Consider the following 15,263-nt stretch of genomic DNA (forward strand, 5'->3'; position numbering starts at 1 on the left):
GGGCAGTCGTGTCCCGGACCACGTGAGGAGCACCAGATGTCCGCCAGCCCCACCCTTCGCGAGCTCACCGGGATGGCTCAGTCCCCCGCCCCGATGTCGGCCTCGACGCTGATCATGATCGACCTGCAGAACACCTACACCACCGGGGTGATGGAGCTGGACGGAGTGGAGGCCGCGATCGACGAGGCGGCCGTCCTGCTGGATCGTGCCCGCACCCTCGGCACACCCGTGATCCACGTGCAGCACGATGCGGGCCCGGGCTCCCCCTACGACGTCCGGGAGGAGATCGGCGCGATCGTCGATCGGGTGGCACCCCGACCCGGTGAGGCCGTCATCGTCAAGGCCTTCCCCAACGCCTTCGTCGGGACGGAGCTGGACGAGCACCTGAAGGCCTCCGGTGCCGAGGACCTCCTGCTCGCTGGCTTCATGACCCATATGTGCGTCAACTCCACCGCTCGGGGCGCCTTCAGCCACGGGTACCGACCGTCGGTGGTCGCCGGTGCGACGGCGACCCGGTCACTACCGGGCCCCGACGGGCAGGACGTCGCCGCCGCCGCCCTGCAGGTGGCCAGCCTCGCCGCGATCCAGGACATGTTCGGCGTCGTCGTCGGACGCTCGGACGACGTCGCGGACTGAGACCGCCGGCTAGCCGACCGACCCGAGCGCGAACGGAAGGACCGGCCCAGAGCCGTGGCGGCGCAGCTCCCCCGCCGCCACCGTGATGGTCCAGCGTGAGTCGACGAGATCGTCGACGAGCAGGACGGGGCCGGGGTGCTCGGCCAGGGCGGCCGCCAGGTCGGCCCCCACGCCGAAGCGGCCCCAGACGGCCGCAAGGCGGTAGGCGCTGTTGCCTCCCGCGGTCTCTCTCGGGGCGTCGGGGTGCAGGTCCAGCGCGCCCAGGATCGGCAGGCGTCCCAGCCCGGCGATGCCCTGGGCCAGGGACTCGACCAGCCGCGGTCGTCGCACCGAGGGGACGACCACGATGCCGGTGGGTCGCTCGGCCCATCGCCAGTCGCGCAGGACACGCACGCAGGCGCCGAGCAGCTCGTCGTCGACCTCGGTGTCCTGGGCGCCTGTGTCGTCCCCGCTGGAAGCGAAGAGCTCGCGCATCCTGCCGCCCCAGCCGAGGTCGGTGAGCCGGGCCAGGACCCGGCCCTCCTCGGCCCGCTCGGTCGGCGCGATCTTCCCCTTGGCCTCCACCCCCAGCCGCTGGGCTCCCGTGGGCCACATGCCCCGCGGCTCGACGGCCACCCCGACGCGGTCGAGCGTGCCGGCTGCCGCGTCCCGCGCTTCCTGGGTCGGCGCGGCCGGGTACCAGGGGCTCGCACAGACGTCACACCGTCCGCACGGTTCCGCCGTGGGGTCGTCGAGCTCGCGCTGCAACAGCTCCATCCGGCAGGTCTCGCCACGTTCGTAGGTGAGCATCGCCTGCTGCTCGTCGCGGCGCGCCTGCGCGATGCGCTCATAGCGCTCGGCGTCGTACTCCCACGGCACGCCCGTGGACACCCAGCCACCACGGACCCGGCGCACCGAGCCGTCGACGTCGAGCACCTTGAGCAGCAGCTCCAACGGGGTGCGCCGGATGTCGACCCGCGCCTCCAGCGCCGGAGCCGACATGGGCTCCTCGCCGAGCACGGAGAGCACCGCCGCGGCCTTGTCCGGGCTCGGCATCGAGGCGGTGGCGAAGTAGTGCCAGATGTCGGCGTCCTCGTGCCCCGGCAGCAGCAGGACGTCGGCGTTGTCGGTGGCGCGGCCGGCGCGACCCACCTGCTGGTAGTAGGCCACCGGCGAGGAGGGCGCTCCGAGGTGCACGACGAAGCCGAGGTTCGGCTTGTCGAAGCCCATCCCGAGGGCACTGGTGGCCACGAGTGCCTTCAGCTCGTCGTTCTTCAGGGCCTGCTCGAGCGTGGCTCGCTCCTCGGGGTCCGTCCGCCCGGTGTAGGCACGCACGGCGTGGCCGGCGTCGGCCAGCAGCCGGGCGGTGTCCTCCGCTGCGGAGACCGTCAGCGCGTAGATGATGCCGCTGCCGGGCAGGTCGGCCAGGTGGCTCACCAGCCAGGCCAGGCGGTCGCGGGACGTGCGCAGCGTCAGGCAGCCCAGCCGCAGCGACGACCGCGCCAGCGACCCGCGCAGGGTCAGGACGTCAGCCCCGCCGCCGCCCAGCTGCTCGGCCACGTCGGTGACGACCCGCTCGTTGGCCGTCGCGGTGGTGGCCAGCACCGGCACGCCCTCGGGCATGGACTCGATCAGGTCGGCGAGGCGGCGGTAGTCGGGACGGAAGTCGTGGCCCCAGTCGGAGATGCAGTGCGCCTCGTCCACGACCAGCAGGCCGAGGCGCTCACGCAGCGCCGGCAGCTGCTCGTCGCGGAAGCGCGGGTTGGTCAGGCGCTCGGGCGAGACCAGCAGGACGTCGACGTCGTCGGCGTCCAGGCGGGCCCGCACGTCGTCCCACTCGTGCGCGTTGGCCGAGCTGATGGAGACCGCGCGGACCCCTGCTCGCTCGGCCGCGGCCACCTGGTCGCGCATCAGGGCGATGAGCGGGGACACCAGGAGCGTGGGGCCGGCCCCACGCTCGCGCAGCAGCGCCGTGGCGATGAAGTAGACGGCCGACTTCCCCCACCCCGTGCGCTGCACGACCAGGGCCCGGCGACGATCATCGACCAGGGCGCCGATGGCCTCCAGCTGCCCGTCGTGGAAGACGGCGTCCTCACGTCCGGTGAGCCGGCGCAGGGCGTCCAGCGCGCGCGTCTCGGTCTCGACGGAGGTCGCAGGAGTCGTCATGAGGACCATCGTGACAGTGCACCCCGACATCGACCGCCGGACGTCCACAGGTGGGCGAAGAGGGACTCGAACCCCCGACCGTCCGGGTGTAAACCGGATGCTCTGGCCAACTGAGCTATTCGCCCGGGCCGGACGATCCTATCCCGACCCGGTGGGCACCGGGTCCGCAAGCCCTGGAGCCGACCACCGAGGTGGTCGGGTCCCGTGGCCTCACTCGGCCGAGGTGTTCTTCTTGGCCTTGATGTTCTCGACGGCCCCGACGGTCACGGTGCCACCGCCACCACCTGCACTGCCACCCCCACCGATCGTCACGGGGGCTCCGACCCGCACCGTGGGCGTGGGCTGCGGGCTGCCGTACAGACGCGTCCAGGTCGCGTGCGACATCGTCGTGTGTCCAGCGGGGATCCCGACACCGCACAGCTCAGCGCCTCCGGGGTAGGAGCTGCAGCCGTGGCCGGAGGTGGGCGGAGGGGTCGCCGGGCGTGGCGGCTGGACCGGACGGACGCCGTTCTGCAGGTCTCCGCACCCCCGGTCCTCGTAGTACTCCGTCACGCCGTGGGCATTCACCCGCTTGCCGACGCCGGGTGCGGAGCCACACCCCTGAGCCGAGGCCGGCGCGGCCGAGCCGACGACCACGAGCACGGGGGCCACCAGCACGGCGGCGGCCAGGATGGACGTGAGCGATGTTCGCATCATGGATCTCTCTCTCGTACGCCAAGGGATCGAGAGACTATCGACAGCGACTGCCCGTCCGGCTGATGCGCGCGCCACCATCTCAGCAGGTGGTCACCTGCTGCTGGGCCCACCGGCGGGCGAAGGGCCACGGCCGCCAAGGTCTCGGGTCCCCGGCGGCCGCAGCACGATCATCAAAGCGCACCGGGACAGCCCTCGCAGGGGTTTGCCCACAATGGGGGGATTCGCCGATCGATTGGGGGGAATCGGCGGCCAGGACTCAGTCGCCGAGCCGCTCCTCGATCCGCTCCACCTTGGCGCTCAGCTGCCCGGTGTGCCCCGGACGGATGTCGGCCTTGAGCACCAGCCCCACCCGTGGGGAGGATGCCGCGACGACGTCGACGGCCTGCTTCACGACGGCCATCACCTCGTCCCACTCGCCCTCGATGTTGGTGAACATCGCATTGGTCTCGCACGGAAGGCCCGAGGCGCGGACGACCCGCACCGCCTCCGCGACGGCGTCGGCCACTCCCCCGGTCTCGTCGGCCGTGCCCGGGCTGATGCTGAACGCGACGATCATCGGCTCAGACCAGCTCGCCGAGCGCACGGCGGTAGGCGTCGAAGTCGCGCGCCTCGCCGATCGGGTGCTCGACCTTCCACTGCACGACTCCTGCGGCGTCGATGAGGTACGTGCCCCGCTCCGGAGCGCCGGCACCCTCGTTGAAGATCCCGTACGCCCGTGAGACCTCGCCGTGCGGCCAGAAGTCGCTCAGCACCGAGAAGGTCAGGCCCTCGGCGTCGGCGAAGGCGCGGTTGGAGAAGAAGTGGTCGCAGGAGACTGCCACCACCTCGACGTCGCCGTCGGCGAACGCCCCGATGTTGTCGCGGATCTCGCACAGCTCACCGGTGCAGATGCCGCTGAAGGCGAACGGGAAGAACACCAGCGCGACGGGGCGTCCGCGCAGCTCGGACAGCGTGATGTCCTCGCCGTGCTGGTTCTTGAGGGTGAAGTCTGGGGCCGGGGTGCCGATCTCGATCGTCATGGCCCGAGCCTAGGACCCTGCCCCGCGTCAGCGCTTGTGGGTGGACAGCTTGGTGGCCGACCACTCGGCAGACGCCGAGGACGTGGTGGTGGTGGAGAGCCCTGCCACCGGTGCGGCCTCGGCGATGTCGGCGTTGTTGACGTACCCCTCACGACCCACCTTGGGCGTGAGCAACCAGACCGAACCACCTTCGGCGAGGTCCTGCAGCGAGTCGAAGAGCGCGTCGACGAGGTCGCCGTCGCCCTCACGCCACCACATCACGACACCGTCGACCACCTCATCGGAGTCACCGTCGACGAGATCGCTGCCGACGACCGCCTCGATCGCGGACCTCAGCTCGTCGTCGACATCTTCGTCCCAGCCCAGCTCCTGGATGACGGTGTCGGGCTCGAAGCCCAACCTGGCGGCGTCCAACTCGACTCCTTCGTATGCGTGGTGCCACGGTGAGGCGGGAGCAACCTACCCGGAGGTAGTCGATTCCCTACTCGTTCGTAGCCTTCATGGCCGTCTTGCCGGTCTCACAGTAGCGAATGACCCGTGGAAGGATGGAGGGGTCCACAAGACATCTCAGGAGCCGCCACCATGCCTTCCGGATCGCACACCCCCGAGCGTCCGCCCGTCATCCACGAGGGACTGCCGACCCAGCTGCCCGACATCGACCCGGACGAGACCTCCGAATGGGTCGATTCCCTCGACGCGATGGTCGACGAGCGTGGTCGCGACCGCGCCCGCTACGTCATGCTCCGCCTGCTGGAGCGGGCCCGTGAGCAGAGCGTCGGGGTGCCGGGTCTGCGCAGCACCGACTTCATCAACTCCATCCCCCCCGAGCGCGAGCCGTGGTTCCCCGGCAACGAGGCGATCGAGCGTCGCATCCGTTCCTACATCCGCTGGAACGCGGCCGTGATGGTCTCGCGGGCCAACCGGCCCGGCCTCGGCGTGGGCGGCCACATCGCCACCTACCAGTCTGCGGCCAGCCTCTACGAGGTCGGCTTCAACCACTTCTTCCGCGGGAAGAGCCACCCCGGCGGCGGCGACCACCTGTACTTCCAGGGCCATGCCGCTCCCGGCATCTACGCCCGCTCCTTCCTGGAGGGCCGCCTCACCGAGGAGCAGCTGGACCGCTTCCGTCAGGAGCACTCGCACGGCGCCGGCAAGGGCCTGTCCTCCTACCCGCACCCGCGGCACATGCCCGACTACTGGGAGTTCCCCACCGTCTCGATGGGCCTGGCGGCGATCAACTCGATCTACCAGGCGCGGTTCAACCGCTACCTGCACCACCGCGGCATCAAGGACACCAGCCAGCAGCACGTCTGGACCTTCCTCGGTGACGGCGAGATGGGGGAGCCGGAGTCGCTCGGCGCCATCGGCGTCGCGGCCCGGGAGGAGCTGGACAACCTCACCTTCGTCATCAACTGCAACCTGCAGCAGCTCGACGGCCCGGTCCGCGGCAACGGCAAGGTCATCCAGGAGCTGGAGTCCTACTTCCGCGGCGCCGGGTGGAACGTCATCAAGGTCGTGTGGGGCCGGGAGTGGGACGACCTGCTCGCCCGCGACACCGACGGCGTGCTCGTCAACCAGATGAACAAGACGCCCGACGGAGAGTTCCAGACGCTCTCGGTGGAGTCCGGCGGCTACAACCGCGATGTCTTCTTCGGGGCCGACCCGCGCCTCACCAAGATGGTGGAGCACCTCTCCGACGAGGAGATCGAGCGGCTGCCGCGCGGTGGCCACGACTACCGCAAGGTCTACGCGGCCTTCGAGGCGGCCCGCAAGCACACCGGCCAGCCGACGGTGATCCTCGCGCACACCATCAAGGGCTGGCTGCTGGAGTCCTTCCAGGGCCGCAACGCCACCCACCAGATGAAGAAGCTCACCAAGGACGACCTCAAGGGCTTCCGCGACCGCCTCAACATCCCGGTCTCCGACGAGCAGATCGACGGCGACGAGCTCGCGCCCTTCTACCACCCCGGCCCGGACAGCGAGGAGATCCAGTACATGAAGGCCCGGCGCGACGCGCTGGGTGGATCGATCCCGCAGCGCACCGTCGACCCGATGCCGCTCAAGCTGCCCGGTGACGATACGTACAAGGCGCTGAAGCAGGGCTCGGGCAAGCAGCAGATCGCCACGACGATGGCCTTCGTCCGGCTGCTCCGCGACCTCATGAAGGACCCGGAGATCGGCCAGCGCATCGTGCCCATCGCGCCCGATGAGTACCGCACCTTCGGCATGGACTCGATGTTCCCGTCCGCCAAGGTCTACAACCCGCACGGCCAGACCTACGAGGCCGTCGATCGCAAGCTGCTGCTGGCCTACAAGGAGTCCAAGCAGGGCCAGCTCCTGCACGAGGGCATCAGCGAGGCCGGCGCCGTCGGCTCGGCCACGGCCGCGGGAAGCGCCTACGCCACCCACGGCGAGCCGATGATCCCGATGTACATGTTCTACTCGATGTTCGGCTTCCAGCGGACCGCCGACTCCATCTGGGCGATGGCCGACCAGCTGGCTCGAGGCTTCCTCATCGGTGCCACGGCCGGGCGCACGACGCTCACCGGCGAGGGCCTGCAGCACGCCGACGGGCACTCACCACTCATCGCCCAGACCAACCCCGCCGTGGTGCACTACGACCCGGCGTGGGGCTATGAGATCGCCCACATCGTCAAGGCCGGGCTGGAGCGCATGTACGGCTCCACCGACGAGCACCCGGGCGGCGAGGACGTCATCTACTACCTGACCGTCTACAACGAGCCGCTCACCCAGCCGGCCGAGCCGGAGGACCTCGACGTCGAGGGCCTGCTCAAAGGCGCCTACGTCCATCGACCGGCGAGCGCCGGACAGCACCGCTCGCGCGTGCTCGCGTCGGGCGTCGCGATGCCGTGGGCGCTGCGGGCGCAGGAGATCCTGGCGCAGGAGTACGACGTCGCCGTGGACGTGTGGTCGGTGACGTCCTGGAACGAGCTTGCTCGCGAGGCCGTCGAGACCGAGCGCTGGAACCTCAACCATCCCGAGGACGAGCGACGCACACCGTGGATCACGCAGCGTCTCGACGACGACTCCGCCGTCACGGTCGCTGTGAGCGACTACATGCGGGCCGTCCCGGACCAGGTGGCCCGCTGGGTCCCCGGCCACTGGCAGTCGCTGGGCACCGACGGCTTCGGCTTCGCCGACACGCGTGCCGCCGCCCGGCGCACGTTCCAGGTGGATGCCGAGTCCATCGTGGTCTCTGTGCTGCAGAGCCTGGCCGAGCGCGGGCTCCTCGACGTCTCGGTCGCGCAGGAGGCGTTCACGAAGCTCCGGATCGACGACCCGACGGCCACTCTCGGCGTCAAGCAGGAAGGCGGCGACGCCTGAGCCCGAGGTCGGGGAACGCGGGTCGTCTCAGCGAACTCCAAGGCGGCCCCCTCTAGGATGTTCGCCATGCGTCGTTGGCCCTACACGTTCGCCGTGGCGGTGGCCCTGGCGATCACCGCGACCGCGGTGGCCTCCTCCGTGTACCTGGGACTGCCCCTGAAGGACCCGGAAGGCTTCCTCGGTCCGGCGTACGTCCGGCTGCCGCTGCTCGCGCTGATGTTCTTCGCTGCCGGGATCATCCCGTCGGCGATCAAGCGTGCCGGCATCAGGAAGCTCCCCCAAGGCATCGCGGTCGCCGTCCGTGAGGAGTGGTCGCTCAAGCGCGTCGGCTACATCGCCACCGGGCTGATCACCTTCTACGCGTGCTACGTCAGCTACCGCAACCTCAAGAGCTACCTGCCCGTGTACCGCGACGGCGTGCTCGAGGACAACCTGCTGGTGGAGTTCGACCACTGGATGATGTTCGGCAGCAACCCGGCCCTGGTCATGCACGAGCTCATGGGCACCGACGTCACGGCACAGATCCTCTCCTTCGCCTACATCGCCTACCTGCCCCTCATCCCGGTGACCCTCGGCGCCTTCCTGGTCCTCAGCCGCGACCTGTCCATCGGCGCCTGGTACTCCACGGCGCTCGGGCTCAACTGGGTGCTCGGCACGATCTCGTACTACATCCTGCCCACGGTCGGTCCGGCGTTCTGGCAGCCGCAGCTGTTCACCGACCTGAGCACCACCAACGTGACCGCGCTGCAGCAGTCACTGTTCCGCGCTCGCGTCGACGTCCTGGCCGATCCCTGGGTCAGCGAGCGCATCCACGGCGTCGCCGGGTTCGCCTCCCTGCACACGTCGGTGACGTTCACCGCTGCCCTGTTCGTGGGCCGCACGGGGCAGCGGCTCGTGGTGCGGATCGCGGCCTGGGTGTTCTTCCTGCTCACGATCCTGGCCACGGTCTACTTCGGCTGGCACTACATCGCCGACGTCATCGGTGGCATCGTCATCGGCTGGATGGCCGTGTCGATCGGTGCATGGGCGACGGGCAACCGCGGCCGAAGACGACGGCGCAACCTCAAGGACGACGATCAGCCGGCGACGGTGACCGCAGACCCGTCGGACGCCGGGGCCAGCTCGGCCTGAGCCCCGCTGCGCAGCATCGCCCGCCACGTGCCGCGCCGGAACTGCGCCGGCTCGTGGGCGGCCATGAAGTCCCGGACCAGTGCGACGACCTCGGCGGGCCGGTCGCGGTGCGGGAAGTGGCCGGCCCCGGGCAGCACGTGCACGTCGGACCATGCCTGGTCGCGGGCCACCTGCGCGTGGATGGCGGGGATGACCTGGTCGTCGGCTCCCCACACGACCAGGACGGGCACGATCGTGGCGAGGTAGGTGCGGTCGGTCATCGTGATGAACTGGCCACGCCAGTCCAGGACGTGGCTCGTGACCCGCTGCACGGCACGACGCGTCGCCGGGTCGGCGAAGGACTCATAGATCCGCGCGACCTCGCCAAGGTCGCGCGTCGCCGTGAGACCGCTGCGCGAGAGTGCGCGCAGACCGCCCGCAACGGCGCCCCGCCAGGGCCCACGCGTGGCGAACGACAGTGCGGCGCCGCTGCCAGGGAGCGTGAGCAGGCGGACGAGCGGGGCGACCTCGCGGCCCAGACCACCCGTCGAGACCAGGACGATGCGTTCGGTGCGGTCCGGGAACTGGTAGGCGAACTGCATCGCCACGCCGCCGCCGAGACTGTGGCCCACGACCGTCACGCTGTCGATGCCGAGCACCGCCAGGAGGTCTCGCATGCCGTTGGCGTAGCCCCCGAGGGAGTAGTCCGCGTCCGGCTTGTCCGAGTCGCCATGGCCGAGCAGGTCCGGGGCGATCACCGTGAAGTGCTCGCTGAGCGGGGCGACCACGCGGTCCCAGGTCGAGGAGTCGCACCCGAGGCCGTGCAGCAGCAGCAGGACGGGTCCGCTGCCCGCCCGGCGGTAGGCCCGCCGATAGCCGTGCACCACGACGTACTGCAGGTCGTCTCCGCTGATCACCCCTTCAGCGTAGGACGTCCGGCCGATCAGCAGGCCGTCTGGCCATGACTGTCGGGCAAGTCTCGCTAGACTGTGCCCGTGCCCACCCCAGCCGATGTCAGGTCCGACCTGACCGACATCCTCGTCGCCGTCGTGGACTGCGACCCCGCCGACGTGGTGGACGATGCGCGCCTGGCCGACCTCGGCGTCGACTCCCTCGCGGTCGTCGAGCTGGCCGACGAGCTGGGTCGCCGGCACGACCGCTACCTCACCGACGAGACCGTCAACGCGCTCGTCACCGTGGGCGATGCCGTGCGGGCCGTCGTCGACCACGACGTCTCGCGTCGGGTGGCCACCACCCTGCACTCCCCGGCCCCACCGGAGGACGACCGCTCCAGGGCCGGCCGGACGAGCGCCATGTCCAAGATCGCCGTCGTGTTCATCGTCATCGGTGCCGTCGTCGGTGGCGTCCTGGGCCTGGGCGGCGCCGCCATCATCGCGGCCACCGGCATCGGCGGGGTCGAGCTGCCGCCGATCAGCGCTCCCGCGCCCGAGCCGTCGCCGACGCCCACCGAGGACGACGCCGACGCCGAGCCGACACCCACCCCCAGCCCGGACGACGAGCCGGAGGAGCCCACCTTCACCATCGAGAACACCGAGCCGGCACCCGGAGAACGCTTCGGGCTCAACGGCAGGTTCCCCGAGCTCGATGCCGGCGAGGTCCTGCAGGTGCAGGTGCGGGAGGAGGGCGGCGACTGGGAGGACTTCCCGGTGACGGCCACGACCCTGGAGGACGGCCGCTACCAGACGCAGGTCTACACCTCACGCACCGGCGAGCGCGACTTCCGCATGGTGCACCGCGCGAGCGACACCACCACCGAGGACCAGAGCGTCACGATCGGGTAGTCTGTCAGATCACCTGGTGCAGCCAGCGGACGGGTGCGCCGTCGCCCGCGTGCCGGAACGGCTCCAGCTCGGCGTCCCAGGCGACGCCCAGGAGACCGTCCAGCGCATCGTCCATCGAGACCTCACCCAATGCGGCCTTGACCCGGAAGGCCTTGATGCGGTCCTCGGGGATCACGACGTCACCGTGCAGGCCGGTCATCGCGTGGAAGACGCCGAGGCTCGGCGTGTAGGAGTAGCGTGCTCCCTCCGAGGACGTCGTCGGCTCCTCCGTGACCTCGAAGCGCAGGCGCTCCCAGCCGCGCAGGGCGGAGGCGAGTGCCGCGGCCGAGCCGACGGGAGCCTGCCAGGAGAGCTCGGTCCGGTAGACGCCGGGCTCAGCCGGCTGCGCGACCCAGTCGACGTCGACGGTGCCCCCGAGCACGCCGGTGGCCGCCCACTCGATGTGCGGACACAGCGCGGAGGGCGCGGAGTGGACATACAGGACTCCACGGGTGGGGATGCTCATCGGTACCTCCTGGCTTCGAGAATCCGCCTTCCCCAGCGTTCTCGACAGCATCCATCTGCGGTGTACCGGTGTCCATCGACACGTCGTGCTGTGCTCATGATAGCCCCATCCGTCGCATCAGTACCAGCCGTTGCACCCACACCGGGTCCCGGTGCCCCCGGACCACCGGCGTGTGACCATGGGTCCATGGGTACCCAGGTCACGGACAATCCCGCTGAGCTCCGGTTCGAGATCACGGTCGATGACGAGCTGGCCGGCTACGTGGACTACCGCGAGCACGAGGGCGAGTACGCCCTCCCGCACACCCGCATCCTGCCGAAGTTCGAGGGCAAGGGCGTCGGCTCCGAGCTCATCGTGGAGACGATGCGGACCATCGGCGAGCGTGGCGGGACGGTGCTGCCGTACTGCCCGTTCGTGCCCAAGGTGATCCGTGACCACCCCGAGCTCCTGGCCCTCGTGCCCGCATCGGAGCGAGAGACCTTCGGGCTCCCCCGCGAGCCGTGAGGCTCAGAGGTCGCGGGGGTGCGTCACGGCGATGCCCCGGGCACTCCACAGCTCGGTGACGTCCCGGCTGTCCTCCCAGGCCCGCTCGACCGTGTAGCCGTCGGACTCGAGCTGATCGAGCATCTCGGCCTTGACGACGTGGTCCGGCCGGTAGTCGCCCACGACCCGCATCACCAGCTCGTCGTGCGGCACGTCGTGCGTGACGAGCCAGTCCAGCGAGAGATCGCGCCAGATGAACTCGCGCGACGTCACCACCAGCACCGCCAGCCCGGCCTCGTGGGCCGCGCGCACGGCCGAAACGACCGCGCCGTGGGGCGGTGCGTCCGCCGAGGCTGCATGGAAGGCGTGGAAGTCGCGCTCCTCGCCCTCGACGTGGTGCAGGATCTCACCGACGTCGACGAGCGTCCCGTCGAGGTCGACGATCACGGCAGCGGTCATGGGGTCCATCCTCGCCCATCGGGCCGTTCCGACGCTGCGTGCGCTCCCGTTGGCTCGAAGGATGCGACGACGACTCGCTCAGTCCCCAGCGGTGGGGCGGGCGGCGACGACGTCGATCTCCACCAGGATGTTCGCGAGAGTGCTCCCGACCGTCGTCCGGACCGGGTAGGGCTGGGGGAATCGACGAGCGTAGACGTCGTTGTACGCAGCGCCGTCGCGGTCGAGGTGCTGCAGGTGCACCGTCGTCTTCACGACGTCCGCCAGACCGAGCCCCACGAGGCCCAGAGCGGTCTCGACGTTGGAGATCACCTGCTCGGTCTGTGCCGCCACCCCGTCCGGCACCCGTCCGGTGGTCGGATCCTGCGGTCCGAAGCCGGCGGAGAAGACCATGCCGTTCGCCTCCACCAGATGGCTGTAGGGGCCGGCAGGGGGTGGCAGGGCAGTGCTCGTCGTCGCTTCTCGGGTCATGCTGGTCTCCTTCGTGTGCTGGTCAGGGCGATGGGGGCCGCTGCAGGTACGCGGCCATCAGGCGGTGGTACAGGTCGACCGCCGTGCGCAGGTCTGCCACGGCCACCGTCTCGTTGGCCCCGTGCGCGACGCTCAACCAGCCGGGTCCGAGGCTGCTGATCGTGGGGATGCCCGCCACTCCGAGGAAGTACGTCGCGTCGGTGCCGCCCGGATAGGCCCGCACCGGCAGCTCGCGACCCAGGACGTCCCGGCAGGCTGCCTGCGCCGCCGTCACGACCGCCGCGTCGGGCGAGAGCTCGACGGCCGGCATCCAGCCCATCGAGCTCGGGAGGTAGCTGACGTCGAAGCGTGCCGTGCCGACAGCACCGGCGACCACGCTCTCGACGGCGGCGACCACCTCGTCGCGGTCCATCCCGGGCACGAGGCGGATCTCGCACCCGATGGTGCACTCACCCGGCCAGGTCCCGAAGGCGACGCCCCCGCGCACGAACATCCCGGGGTTGACCAGCGGCTCCGCAGGGACCGCTCCCGGCGACGCCACCGGTGGGACGAACCCCTCCAGCGCCCGCAGCACGTCCGCCGCCACGAGGGCGGCGTTGCGTCCAAGCCGGGGCGACAGCCCGCTGTGACCCTGCTCGGTGCCGATGGTGATCTCGAAGCAGCAGATGCCGCGCGAGACGAGGGCCATCATCTCCCACGGCTCGTCGATGCCCGACGGCTCGCCAATGACGATCGCCTCCGCGTCGAGCAGCCCCTGCTCCGCCAGGGCCTTCGCGCCGGCGTCGGCCCCCTGCTCCTCGTCCGCCGTGAGGATCAGGCTCACCCGTCCCGGCGGCCCGGCCGCCGCGTGCCGCTGCAGGGCCAGCAGCATCGCCGCGACGCCGCCCTTCATGTCGGTGGAGCCGAGACCGTACGCCAGGTCGTCAATGACCGTCAGCTCGAACGGATCGGTGCGCCACTGGGCCCCCGCCTCGCCCACGGGCTTGGTGTCCAGGTGCCCGCTCAGCGCGAGGTGCGGCCCGGGCCCGGTGTCCGCGGTCACGACGAGATTCGGTCGCCCAGGGACGAGCTCGAGACGCTCCACGAGGAGCCCTGCGGGCCTCGCCACCTCGTGCTCCACGTAGGTCGCCATCTCGGCCTCGCCGACCCCTGGGTTCTGGGAGTCGATCGCCACCAGCCGTCGCGTCAGCTCGAGGACGTCCTCCTCCATGCTCACAGCACCTTGCTCAGGAAGGCCTGGGTGCGCTCGTTCTGCGGCGAGTCGAAGATCTCCGTCGGCGTCCCCTGCTCCACCACGAGGCCGTGGTCGATGAAGATGACGCGGTCCGCGACCTCCCGGGCGAAGCCCATCTCGTGCGTGACCACGACCATCGTCATGCTCTCCAGCGCGAGGGCCTTCATCACGTTCAGGACCTCGCCGACGGTCTCGGGGTCCAGGGCCGAGGTCGGCTCGTCGAACAGCATGACCTGCGGCCGCATCGCGAGCGCCCTGGCGATCGCGACCCGCTGGTTCTGGCCACCAGAGAGCTTCTTCGGATAGACGTCGGCTTTGTCGGTCAGCCCCACCTTCTCCAGCAGCGCCGAGGCACGCTCCCGAGCCTGGTCGGGCTTCATCTTCAGAACCTTGACGGGCGCCAGCATGATGTTGTCGATCACGCTCAGGTGGGGGAAGACGTTGAACTGCTGGAAGACCATCCCGACGTCCTGGCGGACGACCTTGAGGTCCGTCTTGCGGTCGGTCAGCTCGTGCCCGGCGATGGAGACCGTGCCGGCCGTGATGGGCTCCAGGAGGTTGAGGCACCGCAGGAAGGTGCTCTTGCCCGAGCCCGACGGTCCCACGACGCACACCACCTCGAACTCGTCGACGGTGCAGTCGATGCCCCGCAGGACCTCGAGGTCGCCGAAGTTCTTGCGCAGGCCTTCGACCGTGATGATGGGGTTCATGCGAGTCTCCGTTCGTACCAACGGCCGACCAGGGAGATCGGGTAACAGATGGCGAAGTAGAGGGCGGCCACGATGAGGAACGTGAGGATCGGCTCCTGGTTGATGGTGCTGGTGATGCGCCCGGCGCGGGTCAGCTCCACATAGCCGATCACCGACGTCAGGGACGTCGCCTTGACGAGCGCCACGAGGAAGCCGATGCCGGGCGGCACCGCGATCCGCAACGCCTGTGGGAGGACAACGTGCCGCAGCGTGAGCGCGTAGCCCATGCCCAAGGCCTCCGCGGCCTCGGACTGCCCGCTCGGCACCGCGAGGAGGCTGCCCCGCACGATCTCGGCGATGTAGGCCCCCGCGTAGATCGAGAGTCCAGCAATGGCGGTGACACCGCGCGGCAGCGAGATCGCGGGGAACATGAGCGGCACGACGAAGTACGCGAAGAAGAGGATGATCAGCACAGGTTGGCCGCGGATGAGGCTGATGTACGCCCCGCTGAGGATCCTCGCGACGCGGCTCGGGGCCGTACGGGCCAGCCCGAGCACGAGGCCGATGACCGTGCCGAGGAAGCCGGAGGTCGTGACGAGGAAGACCGTGAGGACGGCACCCTCGAGCAGGGGCGGCAGGTTGTCCGCTCCGAAGTCGTCGAGCATCAGATCT

Annotated in this window: 17 protein-coding genes and 1 tRNA gene; 5 read left to right on the forward strand and 13 right to left on the reverse strand. The window is 70.2% G+C overall.

Annotated features, from left to right (window positions below; translation table 11 throughout):
* Nucleotides 1-36: 36 nt before the first annotated feature.
* Nucleotides 37-636: a cysteine hydrolase family protein gene (locus tag ACHAAC_RS00410; protein ID WP_435713880.1), complete on the forward strand. Its 600-nt coding sequence runs from the start codon at nucleotides 37-39 to the stop codon at nucleotides 634-636.
* A 9-nt stretch (nucleotides 637-645) separates the two neighbouring features.
* Here ACHAAC_RS00410 and ACHAAC_RS00415 read toward each other — a convergent pair whose 3' ends face one another.
* From ACHAAC_RS00415 to ACHAAC_RS00440, 6 genes are all read right to left on the reverse strand, one after another.
* Nucleotides 646-2,781: a RecQ family ATP-dependent DNA helicase gene (locus tag ACHAAC_RS00415; protein ID WP_435713881.1), complete on the reverse strand. Its 2,136-nt coding sequence runs from the start codon at nucleotides 2,779-2,781 to the stop codon at nucleotides 646-648.
* A 51-nt stretch (nucleotides 2,782-2,832) separates the two neighbouring features.
* Nucleotides 2,833-2,906: transfer RNA gene (locus ACHAAC_RS00420), tRNA-Val, on the reverse strand.
* Between the two features lie 85 nt (nucleotides 2,907-2,991).
* Nucleotides 2,992-3,477 (reverse strand): hypothetical protein, encoded by a 486-nt coding sequence (locus ACHAAC_RS00425; protein ID WP_435713882.1) that lies wholly within the window; start codon nucleotides 3,475-3,477, stop codon nucleotides 2,992-2,994.
* Between the two features lie 256 nt (nucleotides 3,478-3,733).
* Nucleotides 3,734-4,033, reverse strand: a complete 300-nt coding sequence (locus ACHAAC_RS00430) for a thiamine-binding protein (RefSeq protein WP_435713883.1) — start codon at nucleotides 4,031-4,033, stop codon at nucleotides 3,734-3,736.
* 4 nt (nucleotides 4,034-4,037) lie between these two features.
* On the reverse strand, nucleotides 4,038-4,496 hold the full coding sequence (locus ACHAAC_RS00435) for a peroxiredoxin (protein WP_435713884.1): 459 nt from the start codon (nucleotides 4,494-4,496) through the stop codon (nucleotides 4,038-4,040).
* Between the two features lie 27 nt (nucleotides 4,497-4,523).
* On the reverse strand, nucleotides 4,524-4,910 hold the full coding sequence (locus ACHAAC_RS00440; RefSeq protein ID WP_435713885.1) for a DUF3052 domain-containing protein: 387 nt from the start codon (nucleotides 4,908-4,910) through the stop codon (nucleotides 4,524-4,526).
* A gap of 168 nt (nucleotides 4,911-5,078) precedes the next feature.
* Here ACHAAC_RS00440 and aceE point away from each other — a divergent pair, with 168 nt between their 5' ends.
* Together aceE and ACHAAC_RS00450 are read left to right on the forward strand one after the other, a co-directional pair.
* Nucleotides 5,079-7,841 carry a pyruvate dehydrogenase (acetyl-transferring), homodimeric type gene (aceE, locus tag ACHAAC_RS00445; protein WP_435713886.1) on the forward strand — a complete coding sequence of 921 codons (2,763 nt, stop codon included), beginning with the start codon at nucleotides 5,079-5,081 and terminating at the stop codon, nucleotides 7,839-7,841.
* A gap of 66 nt (nucleotides 7,842-7,907) precedes the next feature.
* Complete coding sequence (locus ACHAAC_RS00450; protein ID WP_435713887.1) at nucleotides 7,908-8,972, forward strand: phosphatase PAP2 family protein; 1,065 nt, start codon at nucleotides 7,908-7,910, stop codon at nucleotides 8,970-8,972.
* On the opposite strand, the gene ACHAAC_RS00455 is transcribed toward ACHAAC_RS00450, so the two are convergent.
* A complete protein-coding gene (locus ACHAAC_RS00455) occupies nucleotides 8,918-9,868 on the reverse strand; it encodes an alpha/beta fold hydrolase (protein WP_435713888.1) in 951 nt (316 codons plus the stop codon). The genes ACHAAC_RS00450 and ACHAAC_RS00455 overlap by 55 nt on opposite strands.
* Nucleotides 9,869-9,946: 78 nt before the next feature.
* Between ACHAAC_RS00455 and ACHAAC_RS00460 the strand changes: the two genes are divergently transcribed.
* Complete coding sequence (locus ACHAAC_RS00460; RefSeq protein WP_435713889.1) at nucleotides 9,947-10,753, forward strand: phosphopantetheine-binding protein; 807 nt, start codon at nucleotides 9,947-9,949, stop codon at nucleotides 10,751-10,753.
* A gap of 4 nt (nucleotides 10,754-10,757) precedes the next feature.
* On the opposite strand, the gene ACHAAC_RS00465 is transcribed toward ACHAAC_RS00460, so the two are convergent.
* Nucleotides 10,758-11,258, reverse strand: coding sequence for a DUF3145 domain-containing protein (locus ACHAAC_RS00465; RefSeq protein WP_435713890.1), 501 nt, complete (start codon nucleotides 11,256-11,258; stop codon nucleotides 10,758-10,760).
* 186 nt (nucleotides 11,259-11,444) lie between these two features.
* On the opposite strand from ACHAAC_RS00465, the gene ACHAAC_RS00470 reads away from it, so the two are divergent.
* Nucleotides 11,445-11,762, forward strand: a complete 318-nt coding sequence (locus tag ACHAAC_RS00470) for a GNAT family N-acetyltransferase (protein ID WP_435713891.1) — start codon at nucleotides 11,445-11,447, stop codon at nucleotides 11,760-11,762.
* Nucleotides 11,763-11,765: 3 nt separating this feature from the next.
* Here ACHAAC_RS00470 and ACHAAC_RS00475 read toward each other — a convergent pair whose 3' ends face one another.
* From ACHAAC_RS00475 to ACHAAC_RS00495, 5 genes are all read right to left on the reverse strand, one after another.
* Nucleotides 11,766-12,200: a hypothetical protein gene (locus ACHAAC_RS00475; RefSeq protein WP_435713892.1), complete on the reverse strand. Its 435-nt coding sequence runs from the start codon at nucleotides 12,198-12,200 to the stop codon at nucleotides 11,766-11,768.
* A 78-nt stretch (nucleotides 12,201-12,278) separates the two neighbouring features.
* Nucleotides 12,279-12,668 carry a RidA family protein gene (locus tag ACHAAC_RS00480; RefSeq protein WP_435713893.1) on the reverse strand — a complete coding sequence of 130 codons (390 nt, stop codon included), beginning with the start codon at nucleotides 12,666-12,668 and terminating at the stop codon, nucleotides 12,279-12,281.
* A 22-nt stretch (nucleotides 12,669-12,690) separates the two neighbouring features.
* Entirely contained in the window at nucleotides 12,691-13,878 is a 1,188-nt protein-coding gene (locus tag ACHAAC_RS00485; protein WP_435713894.1) for a M20 family metallopeptidase, read from the reverse strand.
* Nucleotides 13,879-13,880: 2 nt separating this feature from the next.
* Nucleotides 13,881-14,612 (reverse strand): amino acid ABC transporter ATP-binding protein, encoded by a 732-nt coding sequence (locus ACHAAC_RS00490; RefSeq protein WP_435713895.1) that lies wholly within the window; start codon nucleotides 14,610-14,612, stop codon nucleotides 13,881-13,883.
* The gene (locus tag ACHAAC_RS00495) at nucleotides 14,609-15,256 is read right to left on the reverse strand and encodes an amino acid ABC transporter permease (protein WP_435713896.1); all 648 of its coding nucleotides are present in this window, start codon (nucleotides 15,254-15,256) and stop codon (nucleotides 14,609-14,611) included. The genes ACHAAC_RS00490 and ACHAAC_RS00495 overlap by 4 nt, the downstream gene beginning before the upstream one ends.
* Nucleotides 15,257-15,263: the final 7 nt, after the last annotated feature.

The organism is Aeromicrobium sp. CF4.19 (genome assembly GCF_051262555.1).
Lineage (GTDB): Bacteria > Actinomycetota > Actinomycetes > Propionibacteriales > Nocardioidaceae > Aeromicrobium.

Excerpts from the sequence above, each read along its gene's own strand:
- ACHAAC_RS00430 (WP_435713883.1), bottom strand. The coding sequence starts at position 4,033 with ATGATCGTCGCGTTCAGCATCAGCCCGGGCACGGCCGACGAGACCGGG.
- ACHAAC_RS00485 (WP_435713894.1), bottom strand. The coding sequence starts at position 13,878 with ATGGAGGAGGACGTCCTCGAGCTGACGCGACGGCTGGTGGCGATCGAC.
- ACHAAC_RS00425 (WP_435713882.1), bottom strand. The coding sequence starts at position 3,477 with ATGATGCGAACATCGCTCACGTCCATCCTGGCCGCCGCCGTGCTGGTG.
- aceE (WP_435713886.1), top strand. The coding sequence starts at position 5,079 with ATGCCTTCCGGATCGCACACCCCCGAGCGTCCGCCCGTCATCCACGAG.
- ACHAAC_RS00415 (WP_435713881.1), bottom strand. The coding sequence starts at position 2,781 with ATGACGACTCCTGCGACCTCCGTCGAGACCGAGACGCGCGCGCTGGAC.
- ACHAAC_RS00450 (WP_435713887.1), top strand. The coding sequence starts at position 7,908 with ATGCGTCGTTGGCCCTACACGTTCGCCGTGGCGGTGGCCCTGGCGATC.
- ACHAAC_RS00410 (WP_435713880.1), top strand. The coding sequence starts at position 37 with ATGTCCGCCAGCCCCACCCTTCGCGAGCTCACCGGGATGGCTCAGTCC.
- ACHAAC_RS00470 (WP_435713891.1), top strand. The coding sequence starts at position 11,445 with ATGGGTACCCAGGTCACGGACAATCCCGCTGAGCTCCGGTTCGAGATC.
- ACHAAC_RS00475 (WP_435713892.1), bottom strand. The coding sequence starts at position 12,200 with ATGACCGCTGCCGTGATCGTCGACCTCGACGGGACGCTCGTCGACGTC.
- ACHAAC_RS00490 (WP_435713895.1), bottom strand. The coding sequence starts at position 14,612 with ATGAACCCCATCATCACGGTCGAAGGCCTGCGCAAGAACTTCGGCGAC.
- ACHAAC_RS00495 (WP_435713896.1), bottom strand. The coding sequence starts at position 15,256 with ATGCTCGACGACTTCGGAGCGGACAACCTGCCGCCCCTGCTCGAGGGT.
- ACHAAC_RS00480 (WP_435713893.1), bottom strand. The coding sequence starts at position 12,668 with ATGACCCGAGAAGCGACGACGAGCACTGCCCTGCCACCCCCTGCCGGC.
- ACHAAC_RS00435 (WP_435713884.1), bottom strand. The coding sequence starts at position 4,496 with ATGACGATCGAGATCGGCACCCCGGCCCCAGACTTCACCCTCAAGAAC.
- ACHAAC_RS00465 (WP_435713890.1), bottom strand. The coding sequence starts at position 11,258 with ATGAGCATCCCCACCCGTGGAGTCCTGTATGTCCACTCCGCGCCCTCC.